Below are 12,944 nucleotides of genomic sequence, written 5' to 3' on the forward strand. Positions count from 1 at the left end.
GAGGTTGGATAATGAATTTTAGGATTGTGCATTCCCCAAATGCTGCCAACCTTGGGCTTTGATCGGAAAACGACTGCCCCCTTTTGTTACAAGTTCCACATTGGAAGGGTCGTTGGTCATAAAACCGACAAAGCTGATGTGTGGAGAATTTTTGATCTTCTCGTAATCGGTCTGTTGAATCGTAAACAACAATTCGTAATCTTCGCCGCCGTTAAGGGCAATGGTCAACGGGCTGATCTTAAACTCTTCGGCACTCAGGAACGTATCGTCTGCAATGGGTACATTTTCTTCGAAAACCTGCGCTCCTGTGCCTGATTGGTTGCATAAATGCAAAATCTCAGAAGCCAGCCCGTCCGAAATGTCGATCATGGATGTAGGTACTACGCCCGCCTCCAACAGCTCATAAATAATGTCGGTGCGCGCTTCGGGTTTTAGTTGACGACCTACCAAATACGATTTGTCTTCCAATTGGGGTTGCATATCCGGGTTTTCTAAAAACTCCCGTTTTTCTCTTTCCAATAGTTGCAGGCCCATGTAAGCCGCGCCCAGATCGCCCGTGATGCAGATGATGTCATTGGGTTTGGCGCCGTTGCGGTACGAGATTTTTTGTTTGTCAACAACCCCCACGGCTGTTACTGAGATCAATAGACCTGAACGCGAAGAAGTGGTGTCGCCGCCAACTAAGTCTACTTTGTAAGCTTCGCAAGCTGCCTGAATACCTGCATAAAGTTCGTCGATGGCTTCAACGGAAAAACGATTACTCAAACCAATGCTCACCGTCAGCTGACGGGGAATGCCGTTCATCGCCGCAATATCAGAGACATTGACTGCGATGGCTTTATAACCTAAATGTTTGAGTGGTACGTAACTAAGGTCAAAATGTACGCCTTCCACAAGCATATCGGTCGAAACGAGTAAGTACTCTTCTGTGGCGGTATCAATGACGGCGGCATCGTCGCCAATGCCTTTTATTGTTTGGGGAAGAACAGGCGTAAATTGCTGATTTATACGTTCGATCAGTCCAAATTCACCCAATGTTGCAAGTTCAGTTCGAGTCATTTTGAGGAAGATGTCGGATACCCGACATTTGGTGTAAAGTAATAGTTGAAAATTTGGATTACAAAACTTTTCGGTGCAAAGTTCGTCAAAAGAATGGCTTTTCCCGTATATATCAATAGAATCGTTTGGAAACGGTTTTAGGACGATTGAAGCCCGCAAAGAGAATTTTATAGCAACATTTTTTGTTACAAACAGTATGAAGACAATCATCAAAAAACTCATTTTCGGCACGTTGACTTTGTCATCACTTACCTCGTGTGGACAGTCAGCAAAAAAGATTGAACAAATGGAAGAAAAAGCAAAAACCCTCACGGGGCTGGCTACGGCCACGTTTGGTACCGGCTGTTTTTGGTGTACCGAAGCAGTATATCAGGAAATGGAAGGAGTAGAGTCCGTAGTATCGGGTTATGAGGGCGGATTCGTAGAAAATCCAACGTATGAACAAGTCTGCGGAAAAGCGACCGGCCATGCCGAATGCGTTGAGATCAAATATGATCCAAAAAAAGTCACGTATCTCGAATTATTGGAAGTATTCTTCCGGGTTCACGACCCAACTACCAAAGACCGTCAGGGCAATGACGTAGGTCCGCAATACCGCTCCGTGATTTTCTATCACGATGCCGAGCAAAAAGCATTGGCCGAAAAAACCATTAAAGAACTGAACGCTTCGGGTGCTTTCAGCAAGCCGATCGTAACGGAAGTTACCAAAGCCGAGAAGTTTTACCGCGCCGAAGAATATCACCAAAACTTTTTTGCCAATAACCCCAACCAAGGCTACTGCGCGTTTGTGGTAGCGCCTAAAGTGGATAAATTTAAAAAGGTATTTAAGGAGAAATTGAAAGCGCATTAATAGCAATTTCTCTTGTTGATTCAAAAAAGCCCTGTTTCAGGGCTTTTTTTATATGTCGCTGCTTAAAACCGGATTTTGTAAAATAGCATTATTTTGTTTGACCCCATCCGGGGTCATATGTTTGTAGATAATAGCCCGATTTCTACAAACATGTGACCCCGGATGGGGTCAAACAATCCGCCAATAATTTAAACTAATTTTGAACATGTACTTCTATACTTTAAGTTGTACAGTATTAACTCCAAATTCCAATATATGCGATGCTATTTGAAGTAGTTAACCGATGAAGTATTTCGCCTGAATAATGAGCTTATTGGATGAGCTATTTTATTGGTAAAATGATTTTGGCAATAAATTATCTTTGTTTATTTATAAAACAGTAAATTGACGATTTATTCCTCTTCGGTCCTCACTGTTTTTTTAAATAAAATCACACAAATCAATGGATATCAGTCGATCAAATAAGTTTAATAAATTATTGAAACTCGTCACTTTGGGCTTACTGATAATCGTTTCCTGCTCAAAAGAAGACAGGCCGACTCCAATTTCTACTATTCCGGATCGAAGTCTACCCAATATCAAACCCAAAGGCAACGAAAAGTATCTGCAAAAGAATTCTGATTATGTCTACGATCAGGAAAAAATAAGAACTTATGAGTTGATCATTAAAAGCGAAGACTTGGCAGAAATAAATGCCGATCCCGCCGCAGAAAAATATGTAGAAGGCGCTTTGATATTTGAAGGCGATACCATCAGCCCGGTTGGGGTGCGCTACAAAGGTTCGCTTGGGGCTTTTGCAGGCTGTTTGTCGAACCCTGATTGGGGGCATCCTGCAGGACAAAAAACGTGTGAAAAGCTCAGCATGCAGGTAAAAATCAATTGGAATGGTCGCAAAGAACGTTTTTTCGACTTAAACAAACTTCAATTCCATTCGCAAAACTATGATAAATCGCAGCTCCGTGAACGCTTGGCCTATTGGATTTTTGCCGAAATGGGCGTTCGTTCTCCTCGCTCGGTTCATGCAAGGTTACTCATCAATAATACATATTCGGGTTTATACGGTCTTACTGAAGAAATTGACAATCGCTTTGCCGAGTATTTTTATAAAGAAGGAAAAGGGAATATTTACAAAGAAGTCTGGCCGGTAAAAGCCAACGGTGAACTTCAATCGGATAAAGCTTTTATAGATGCTCTGAAAACCAACGAAGAAGAGCAGGATATTAATTTGATCAAAGAATTTGGTCAGGCGATTGCTGCTTCTAATGCATCAACCGGCAAAGATGTGGTAAGAAAATACATGAATGTCAATGAAATAATGTCATACATTGTGGTAGATAGAGCGATCAGACACGATGATGGCCCTTTTCATTGGTATTGTGACGATGAGATGGTAAATTCTTGTGCAAGTAAGAATTTCTATTGGTTTGAAGACAAAAAAAATAGGAAAATGCACTTCATCCCATGGGACATGGACGGCACTTTCGAGCAAATGATTACAGGGGCTAATCTATATACCGGTATAGCAGATAAATGGGGAGAAACATCAAATAACTGCGAACCTTTTACGTATTGGAGTGGCCAAAAACAGCGGTCGGCTGCTTGCGACAAGCTAACGGCGGCATGGGTAAGTTTTGGTCAGGAATACAATAGCATTGGAAGTGATTTTCGAAATAATTTCGTCGTAAACAATAAAATAATTTTCCAATTTGAGAAGTGGGCAAAACAAATTGAACCCTTCATTATCGAGGCGGATAATTTCCATAATAAGGGTATTACGAATGCGGCAAACAAAAAAGCAACCACAGTTTTTGTTTGGGAAAAAGCAGTAAATGCATTGAGAAGTCAAATAAATGCTATGTGACAGCGTATGCAACGTGATAGCAGTAGGTGGAGAAATTAATTTAGTAGATTACTATTGAAACCTCAACTGTAATTATTCCTTGTCCTTGATTATTTCCTCGGGAACAATCATCTCCTCCCCATAATAGGTCATGTGTGTAGCGCCTTGGTAGTAGTACCAAATAGAAGTAGACATAGCAATGTGACTGATGTCATTATAATTGAACCATGGGCCGATACTGAATTTAAGTGCGTGAAGGCCCGCCGCCACTGCTCCCCAGAAAGTGGCTATAAAAATGTTTACACTACCCGGGTCTTTCCTCTTTTTATAAACGTAGATTTCTATTAGAAAAAGCATCAAAAAAAGACCGTAGAAGGCGTGTATCTCCACCACTATAAAGTTAAGGGTTAAAAAAGTCAGGACGAAGAAAACAGTAAGTTCTGCATAGTTAAGCCAGCCCAGCAGTAACCCAATTCGTCGATGCAAAAGTGGTTTGATATGCCGGATTGCGGCTCTTTCAAAAAGTGCTACTGCGATCATACTGGCAAACCAGCCCGGAATTTTGCCAACCTGGCCCGTCAGGTATAAAAAACCATGCCCCAGCACACCGCCGACCGCAGTGGCAATGCCCATAAAAAGGAAGAAATATCGTATCTGTTTGTACATCCTGTGAGCGTACCCCAGTTTGTTAAGGCGGCAAAAAGCATATATACAGATCGCCGTCATTGCCAGACTGGATAGAACGGTTGAAGGTTCCAAAATGGTAATTCCAAAAACGTGTATCTGATGAACCTTGCTGAAATCAATGATTACTTCATTCATGAATAAAAGAGAGTGATTTGATGCCCGGAGAGTGAAAAGCCGCAACCGGAAATGTTCCGGACCCCCAAAAATAAGGTACGATCAGTCAACTTTTCTGAAAAACTGATTTCCGAGGTCAATTAACGGGCCAATCAAAATAGTTGGTCAATATACGGTGATCTTTGGGGCGACTTTGCAAAATCTTTAAATGGCGCGTTTCATGCGTGAAATGACCTGTTCTCAGATTGTATGATCACTCTTATTCTATTTCTTTTAAAAGCCTTAGCGAACCGATATGAACCGCAGGTTTCATAAATTCTGAAATTTTATTGTGAAAATTAAACCAAAGTGCTATATTTGAGTGCTTTACCCTAACTTAATAAACATAAATAATGGTACCACACCACGCTATATGTCCCATTACGGGATTTGAAGTTGTGCTCTGTAAAACACTTGAGGACAACTTCAGGGGTATCCGTTTTATCATTCCATGTATCAGTGAAAATTTACTGATCTCCATTGCAGACAATATTCTTCACAACAATGAGATCAGGGAAACACTAACCAATAACCGCGACAAATTTGTCAAGAACCTTCAAATGGTTTCACGGTTTAGGCAGGAAACGATCATTTCAACCGGTAATTGGTGGCTTTTTGTGAAATAAGGTTTGCGAATTTCTGAATAATAACATCAAAAAAAGCCCGTAAATCGGGCTTTTTGAGTTTTGCTGCAATAAACAGGAATCGACTATTTAGCATTTTGAGCAGTTATCCGGCGCAAACCGGCCTGTTGACTTGCTGTTTCAGGAGCAGCTATACGAAATGCACTGACTTTGCCGGCGATGCCGTCCCCATCTTCCCAAATGCGTCCTTCGCCTACGTCCAACACATCTCCATCAGGATCGGCGCCTTTAGAAATGACTACGTTTGCTTTTTGAAAATTTTTGATGCCGGTAGCCGTAATTTCGCCCGATATAACCTCCAAAGTGGTATACTCTACGCTCTCGGTTTTATGATTTATTTCGGCAAACAGGGTAAACAGATTCCCGGAACCTTCCACGTAAGCATCAAAACTGTTAAAAATACCGGTACCCACTTCTTTGTCTTCACAGGTCAAACGGTTGCTTTGCTGATTGGTAAATTGAAACTTATGATCTGTAATTACTTCACCTTTTTCATAGATATCATCTGAGCCATAAGGACTGAGCAAACGGTCGGGGCTCAGTAAAAATATACCTTCAATAACGGGCGGCTCGCTTCCTTCATGGATAAGCATGCCTCGGCTTTTAATATCATTCAGAAAATTCTGCGGTATTTTAGACAATTTGTCCAAAGGCTCAGCATCGTCTTTTTTCTGACATCCGGCTATCACCAATACCACCAACAACAAGCGGAAAAAAGAAGTGTTTTTCATGGTTGTACATGTTTTTAAAGTGTGAATAATCCTGTCTGATTTTAACAGGTAGGTAAATGTAGAGGGGCTATAAACAGGATACAACATGAATTTAGTTAACGGTTGGCAACTGATTTAGTGGTTAAGCAGAGATTTGCTTTCCAAATGAATGTCAGAATTAATGGCAACCGGGTCTTTTCCGAAATAGCTTCCTGCGGTGGCAATGGGAATAAACCGGGCAAACAGCTCTTCTTGATACCAGTTTTGTTGGCGGGTTTTCTTGACCACTTCTTTATGAAAACCACTTTGATAAGCAAATTTTTTGATGGCTTCCACATTTTCCCATATACTTATGGTAGCTTGTTGGACAATCGGAACTTCACCTACTCCCACGGCCATTTGGAGGCCGACTGCTTCCTGCATAGCACGTTGGGTTTGGGGAACATGGCGCCAAAAAGAAAGGAGTTTGTTTATTCTGATACTCGCCCGGGTCAGTACCACAATTGGGCCGCTGTAATGCAATGGAGTTTCGGTCGCGGTAAAAGGATTTTGTCTGTCCCACAAGCCGTGCGATTGAAGCGCAGTCATCTGAATGGTGTAAGATTCAGTAGTATGCTCCAGATAGCTTTTGGTTTTTTCAGAAGCAAAAAAACGTTCTGCTTGCTCTTGGTTTTTCCATTGAGCGATGAGTGCGTAGTGCGAAAAGTCGGGTAACAGGCTAAAACCTTGGCGTCCACAGCCCAACATTTTACCAAATAGTATACCTTTGGGCAAAGGATTCAACAACGATTTCAATCCCATTTGGGTAAATGCCCACCATTGTTGAGGCAACGGAAAACGGAAGATCGAAAAAGTTGTGATCGGGGTGTGAGCTGAGGTCGGAATAATGGAATGAAACAGCATGGTGCGGCAATAAGTGTGAATGAAAAAATCCCATAAATGAGTAAATTAACTGCTTAAAAAATCGCGCCGGCGTCTTTTTTAAGCTTCGTCCGAAGGCGTACAAATATTGTCCGTTTTCGGACGATTTTAATCGGCCAATATAAATTAACTTGCTGATTTTCAATAAAATATTAAGTTGGCATAACTCGTGCAAAATACAATACAGTATCCTTAAAATCACTTAGCAACAAGGTTCATGATTCAGTTAAAAGGCATTTCAAAATATTATCCTGCGGGTTTTGGAAAAACGTACGTACTGCGAAATATTAATTTGGGAATAAAAGAAGGTGAATTTGTGTCCATTATGGGACCTTCCGGCTCGGGAAAATCCACTTTACTCCACATTTTGGGGTTGTTGGAAGAGCCTTCAGAAGGTGAATATTTATTCTTGGACGAGAAAGTAGATAAACTCAGCGAGAAAAAACGCACGGAATTGCACCGTCACCGCATCGGGTTTGTATTTCAGGCTTACCATTTGATCGATGAATTGACGGTGTATGAAAACATCGAAACGCCTTTATTGTATAAAGGAACGTCGTCGTCGGAACGGAAAAGCCGCGTGGCTGAATTGTTGGATCGTTTCAATATGGTAGCTAAAAAAGACCTTTTTCCCAGCCAGTTATCGGGCGGGCAGCAACAATTGGTAGGCATTGCCCGGGCCATTGTTCATGAGCCGAAAATCATTTTTGCCGACGAACCAACGGGTAATTTACATTCCGAACAGGCCAAAGAAATTATGGAATTGTTTAAAGAACTCAATGAGAAAGATAAAGTTTCCATTGTTCAGGTGACTCACTCCGAATTAAATGCAGAATATGGACACCGGGTTATTCGCCTGAAAGATGGTTGGGTTTCAGAATAGTCAGTCATTTTAAAAGGAATTTTTCATGTTACAGTTATCTAAAATACGATTAATAGCCATTGGTGCTTTCTTTTTTGCTTTTAATGCAAGCGCACAAAAGACATTGACATTGCGCGAGTGCGTTGAATTATTGACCAAAAACAACCTTACCTACCGTGAAAGTCAATTGCAGGCACAAACCACAGGTGCGCAGTTGCAGCAAACACGTTCGCAGCAATTGCCGCAGGTTGCGTTCAGTGCCGGCCAAAATCTGAACTTCGGCCGCAGTATCGACCGCTTTACCAACTCCTATATCGACCAGTTATACAATACCAACGGCATTGGCTTAGGATTTCAAGTGCCATTGTTTCAGGGGTTCCAGATTCAGCACCAAATACAACAGGGAATTGCCCTGCGTGATGCCGCCCTGAAAAACCAAGAAGCGATTCTTAATCAACAGATCATTCGGGTACTTCAGGCATATGTACAAGTGTTGGCCAATAAAGCATTGTACGAGGCGGCACGGGCGCAAGTGGCTTCGTCGCAACAACAGGTAGAGCGCGTAGAGAAGCAGGTATCGGCAGGAACAGTCGGCCAAAATACGTTGTATGAAATAAAAGCCCAATTGGCCAACGATAAGTTTGACGAAGTAACGGCGCGGAATAATGAGCAATTGGCAAAACTGACACTGTTTCAATTGATGAATATTCAACCCGAAAAAGATGTAATACTTGAGCCTATTGCCGATGCAGCCACGGCATTAAGTGATGCACCTTCGGCAGAAGGTATTTATGACGACGCCGTGAAAATGTTTCCGGAAGTGAAAAGCAGCGAATTACGACTGACCAGTTTTGCAAGTCAAATTCGGGCTGTAAGAGCAAATAGCCTTCCTTCCTTGAATCTTTCGGGCAACTTTGCCGCATTTTACGCTTCTACTAACTCAGAACGCAGCTATTTCAAACAATTAGACGCTACCCGGAACGGTTCGTTAAGCTTAGGCTTAAATATCCCCATCATGGGACGCTGGCAGGTTCGACCACGCGTAGATGTTGCTAAGGCACAGGAAGCAGTGGCCAGAAACCAAGTAGATATGGTGAAACAACTCTTACGTCAATCGATCGAATTAGCGGTGCAACAATTGGATGCATCAACAGATCGCTACGCTGCCGCTCAAAGCCAGGTCGAATCGTTACAGGCCAACTTCGCCGCCGCCGAAAGTCGTTTGAATGCGGGAATGATCAACATATTTGAATACACTCTTGCCAAAACAAACTTATCACGGGCACAGGCCAACGCCATTCGGTCACGTTATGAATACGCACTTCAGCGTCAGGTAATAGACTTTTACCGCAAAGGTAAGTGGGAATTCTAGGGCTAACCTGCAAATACAGAAATAGTTAAAAGTTGATTAGGCGTTGATTATCAATGTATTGTAATTAACTTTTAACTTTTCGCCCCCAACAATTATGTACTTCTAATAATCTTTCTTGATTTTTGTGAAGGTTTTAGTTTCATTAACACCTTCATTCAAAATCGGTCACTTATGTTTGGCTATATTATCTGGGATGTAAATCCTGAAATTTTCAGTATCGGTAGTTTTTCAGTTCGTTGGTATGGATTGTTGTTTGCCTCAGGTTTTCTGATAGGCCAACGTATCATGACGCATATTTTTCGCAAGGAAGGACTCAAAGAATCGTTGTTGGATTCGCTTCTTCTTACCATGGTCATTGCAACAGTCATAGGTGCACGTTTGGGGCACTTTTTATTTTATGAACCGGAAGTATTGCTCAAAAATCCATTACAGGTCATCACACCTCCTTTTGCGGGATTGGCGAGCCACGGAGCCACAATCGGTATCCTGCTCGGATTGTACATTTACGCCCGTAACAAGAAAATGAATTTTTTATGGGTTGTTGACCGTATCGTGATCGGTGTGGCGTTGGGAGGATGTTTTATTCGTCTCGGCAACTTGATGAACTCCGAGATCGTAGGAAAAGTGACGGATGTTCCGTGGGCGTTTGTATTTACCCGCAACTTCGAATTTACCCAGTATCCGCGTCACCCGGCGCAGTTGTACGAAGCCATCGCATGTTTTATTTTGTGCGGTTTGTTGTTTTGGATCTGGAACAAACGCAAAACCCAAACACCGCAAGGTTTGCTGTTGGGAATCTTCCTGATTTGGGTCTTTGGATTACGCTTTGTATTTGAGTTTTTTAAAGAAAATCAAGTTGCTTTCGAAAACGAATTGACCTACAATATGGGTCAGATACTAAGTATTCCGGCGGTTTTAATGGGTGTAATGTTTTTGATCCATGCTTTTCGGGTAAAAGGAACCAAACAGGAGATTTTTACCGACCCAACCGCAGAAGAAGAAAATCGCAGCGATTCACAACCGGCGAAATCATAACCGCTTAGTAAATTTAATCTGCTGAGCCGGCATCAGGGTTTATAAAAAATGTAATTTCGGGGGAACATGAATGTGTTCCCCCTTTTTTATTCAAAATTCTAAACTACATCCCTTAATATGAAAACGCTTAAACTCCTTGCCCTTTTTCTGTCGTTGGCCGTAGTAACATGGAACTGTGCAAGCAAAGAAGAAGAAGAGGCTAAAGAAGAACCTAAGACCGGCCTGGAAGCCTTACAAAAATTGGGCGAAGAAGCGGAGAAAATGTCAAAAGAAGGCCCGAAAGAAACCGTTGATCCCAAATTATTAAAAGAATTGTTGCCCGCCGATGCCGATGGATTGAAACGTCGCGAAGCATCAAGTGAGAAAAACGCGGTAATGGGATTTGGGGTTTCAGTAGCCAAAGCCACGTACAGAGACGATAACGGACAGGATATTGACGTCAATATTTCTGATGTGGCAGGAATGGGTGTAGCGCTTATGGGCATGGCTGCATGGTCAATGGCATCCATTGACAAAGAAACAGAAACGGGCTACGAAAAAACAACCGAATACAAAGGCCACAAAGCCTTTGAAAAATACGATACGCAATCCAAGCACGGTGAGATATCGGTCATTGTAGCCAATCGCTACATTGTACAAGTAGAAGGTAACAGCGTTGATATGGACAAAATCAAGGCAGTTATGGACGACATTGACTTGGATAAGTTGGCGGATATCAAGTAATAAGTTAGGAGCGAGAATAATTGCACATTTTTTATGTGTATTTGAGTAGCCGGGTTTTACAAAAAATACTGCTCTATGTGTCGGGTTGTGAGTAACCCGACACACACTACCGTGCAGAGGGTTGCTCGCAACCCGACACATATTCAGAGAACGACCTACTGCTTAAAATGCATACTCAAGCAATTAAGAGGAGAATTGCCAATAATTTTCAAGTGCTTGACCGACTTTCCATATTTCTTCAAACGTATTATACAATGGAACAGGAGTAAGGCGGATGCAATTGGGTTCACGCCAATCGCCGATGATTCCCTTTGCCGTTAATGCATCGAATAATGCTTTGCCTTCACGATCAACCAATAACGAAAGCTGGCAACCGCGTTGAGAAGGAGAGATTGGCGTCATTAATTTGATTTTTTCTATTCCTGCCCGGTGATTGATTCGTTGGATAACAATTTCTAAAAATCCTGTTAGCTCTTCGCTTTTGCGGCGTAAATTTTCGATGCCCGCTTCTTCAAAAATGGCAAGCGAAGCCCGATGGACGGCCAACGCCATAATGTTTGGCGTGCTTAATTGCCAACCTGCCGCTCCCTGCATGGGCACAAATCCTTTGGTCATTTCAAAACGACGCGCTTCTTCATAACCCCACCACCCCGCAAGTCGCGGCAAAGAAGCGTTATGATGTTTTTCGTGCACAAATACACCTGATACTCCTCCCGGGCCTGAATTGAGGTATTTGTACGAACACCATACCGCAAAATCCACTCCCCAATCATGCAATTGCATTGGGATATTTCCTGCGGCGTGGGCTAAGTCAAATCCAACCAAAATGCCGTGCTTTTGGGCTAACGTCGTGATGGACTTCATATCATACACTTGTCCCGTATAATAATGCAAACCACTCGTACAGACCAATGCCAGTTCGTGGGCGTGTTGCTCAATGGCTTGCAGCAAATCTTCACTGCGAACGGTGAATTCACCTTCTCTGGGGGCTACTTCGATCAATGCGTCGGCAGGGTCGTAGCCTCTGAATTTCAGGTGTGTTTCGATGGCATATTGATCGGACGGAAAATCTCCCGAAACAGTCAACACTTTATAACGTTGCGCCGTAGGTTGGTAGAAAGAAGCCCACATCAAATGCAGGTTGACCGTCAAGTGATTCATCGGACACACTTCTTCGGGAAGTGCCCCCACTATTTTTGCCAATGATTGTTGACAATAACGGTGATAACTAAGCCATGATTCTTCACCTTCAAACCATCCTTCCACGCCGTGGGTTTGCCATGTGGTAAGTTCTTGGTCAATGGCTTTTCGCGCGGCCTTCGGCTGGAGGCCCAATGAGTTACCGCAGAGGTAGATCAAGGGTTCTCCACTACGCTGAGGAAGATAAAATCGGTCTCTAAACCGGCGCAATGGGTCTTGTTGGTCTTTTTCCAACGCCCATGTGCACAATTCCTGAGAAGGTAGAAGGAGTAAATGTTGGAGGTTCAATTTGATTGTTTTGAGTTTTGATCGCCAAACCTTATAGGTGATTGTCACCGATAACGAGACCTATAAGGCTTTCGGTTTTAAAAGTAAAATAAAACCCCTTTGGTTAAAGCCAAAGGGGCGAACGCACTGATTCTTTGCGCGAAATTATTTTTTACTCGCCACCATCTTGGCCAACTTGATAAGCTCAGGGCCATCCATTGCACCTAAATGCATCGTAACAACTTTCCCGTTGCCATTAATGAAAAACAGCGAAGGATAACCTTCAATAGGGTATACGGTTGCTAATTTAGGGCCTTCGCCTTCTTCCATGTCTTTTTTGACATTGATAAAATTAGCGTTGAAATACTCTCCTACATCGCTGCGGGTAAATACGTTTTTCTGGAGCATTTTGCAGGGACCGCACCAACTGGTATAAGCATCAAAAAAGATCAGTTTATTCTCTTTTTTGGCTTTTGCAAGGGCATTGGCCCATGTCAGCTCAACAAACTGAATGCCGGCAGCGGCAGGAGCTTTTGTGACTTTAGGAGTAGTAGCAGCAATGCCTGTCAGCATAATCAGGGCTACCGCAAAAGCAGAGATGAAGCGTTGCATCGGTTTAGA

13 protein-coding genes are annotated in these 12,944 nt (G+C 42.6%); 7 read left to right on the forward strand and 6 right to left on the reverse strand.

Going from position 1 to position 12,944, the window contains the following annotated elements:
- Window positions 1-18: 18 nt before the first annotated feature.
- Complete coding sequence (thiL, locus tag ACQY73_RS21170; RefSeq protein ID WP_428654650.1) at window positions 19-1,059, reverse strand: thiamine-phosphate kinase; 1,041 nt, start codon at window positions 1,057-1,059, stop codon at window positions 19-21.
- Window positions 1,060-1,255: 196 nt separating this feature from the next.
- Between thiL and msrA the strand changes: the two genes are divergently transcribed.
- Together msrA and ACQY73_RS21180 are read left to right on the forward strand one after the other, a co-directional pair.
- Window positions 1,256-1,909: a peptide-methionine (S)-S-oxide reductase MsrA gene (gene msrA, locus ACQY73_RS21175; protein ID WP_428654652.1), complete on the forward strand. Its 654-nt coding sequence runs from the start codon at window positions 1,256-1,258 to the stop codon at window positions 1,907-1,909.
- Between the two features lie 442 nt (window positions 1,910-2,351).
- Window positions 2,352-3,770 carry a CotH kinase family protein gene (locus tag ACQY73_RS21180; protein ID WP_428654655.1) on the forward strand — a complete coding sequence of 473 codons (1,419 nt, stop codon included), beginning with the start codon at window positions 2,352-2,354 and terminating at the stop codon, window positions 3,768-3,770.
- Between the two features lie 72 nt (window positions 3,771-3,842).
- Here the strand turns inward: ACQY73_RS21180 and ACQY73_RS21185 are convergent, their stop codons facing one another.
- Entirely contained in the window at window positions 3,843-4,571 is a 729-nt protein-coding gene (locus ACQY73_RS21185; RefSeq protein WP_428654657.1) for a DUF6962 family protein, read from the reverse strand.
- A 371-nt stretch (window positions 4,572-4,942) separates the two neighbouring features.
- Here ACQY73_RS21185 and ACQY73_RS21190 point away from each other — a divergent pair, with 371 nt between their 5' ends.
- On the forward strand, window positions 4,943-5,215 hold the full coding sequence (locus tag ACQY73_RS21190; RefSeq protein WP_428654659.1) for a hypothetical protein: 273 nt from the start codon (window positions 4,943-4,945) through the stop codon (window positions 5,213-5,215).
- A gap of 83 nt (window positions 5,216-5,298) precedes the next feature.
- Here ACQY73_RS21190 and ACQY73_RS21195 read toward each other — a convergent pair whose 3' ends face one another.
- Window positions 5,299-5,964: a hypothetical protein gene (locus ACQY73_RS21195; RefSeq protein WP_428654661.1), complete on the reverse strand. Its 666-nt coding sequence runs from the start codon at window positions 5,962-5,964 to the stop codon at window positions 5,299-5,301.
- Window positions 5,965-6,078: 114 nt separating this feature from the next.
- Window positions 6,079-6,846, reverse strand: coding sequence for a spheroidene monooxygenase (locus tag ACQY73_RS21200; protein WP_428654663.1), 768 nt, complete (start codon window positions 6,844-6,846; stop codon window positions 6,079-6,081).
- A gap of 235 nt (window positions 6,847-7,081) precedes the next feature.
- Here ACQY73_RS21200 and ACQY73_RS21205 point away from each other — a divergent pair, with 235 nt between their 5' ends.
- The 4 genes from ACQY73_RS21205 (at window position 7,082) to ACQY73_RS21220 (ending at window position 10,856) form a co-directional block, all read left to right on the forward strand.
- Window positions 7,082-7,747, forward strand: a complete 666-nt coding sequence (locus ACQY73_RS21205) for an ABC transporter ATP-binding protein (RefSeq protein WP_428654665.1) — start codon at window positions 7,082-7,084, stop codon at window positions 7,745-7,747.
- A gap of 25 nt (window positions 7,748-7,772) precedes the next feature.
- Entirely contained in the window at window positions 7,773-9,098 is a 1,326-nt protein-coding gene (locus tag ACQY73_RS21210; protein WP_428654667.1) for a TolC family protein, read from the forward strand.
- Between the two features lie 171 nt (window positions 9,099-9,269).
- Window positions 9,270-10,133, forward strand: a complete 864-nt coding sequence (lgt, locus tag ACQY73_RS21215) for a prolipoprotein diacylglyceryl transferase (RefSeq protein ID WP_428654669.1) — start codon at window positions 9,270-9,272, stop codon at window positions 10,131-10,133.
- 117 nt (window positions 10,134-10,250) lie between these two features.
- Entirely contained in the window at window positions 10,251-10,856 is a 606-nt protein-coding gene (locus ACQY73_RS21220; protein WP_428654671.1) for a transposase, read from the forward strand.
- 183 nt (window positions 10,857-11,039) lie between these two features.
- Here ACQY73_RS21220 and kynU read toward each other — a convergent pair whose 3' ends face one another.
- Both kynU and ACQY73_RS21230 read right to left on the reverse strand, forming a co-directional pair.
- Window positions 11,040-12,344, reverse strand: coding sequence for a kynureninase (gene kynU / locus ACQY73_RS21225; RefSeq protein WP_428654673.1), 1,305 nt, complete (start codon window positions 12,342-12,344; stop codon window positions 11,040-11,042).
- Window positions 12,345-12,488: 144 nt separating this feature from the next.
- On the reverse strand, window positions 12,489-12,935 hold the full coding sequence (locus ACQY73_RS21230; protein ID WP_428654675.1) for a thioredoxin family protein: 447 nt from the start codon (window positions 12,933-12,935) through the stop codon (window positions 12,489-12,491).
- Between the last annotated feature and the right edge of the window lie 9 nt (window positions 12,936-12,944).

This window comes from Runella sp., assembly GCF_965279615.1.
Taxonomy (GTDB): domain Bacteria; phylum Bacteroidota; class Bacteroidia; order Cytophagales; family Spirosomataceae; genus Runella.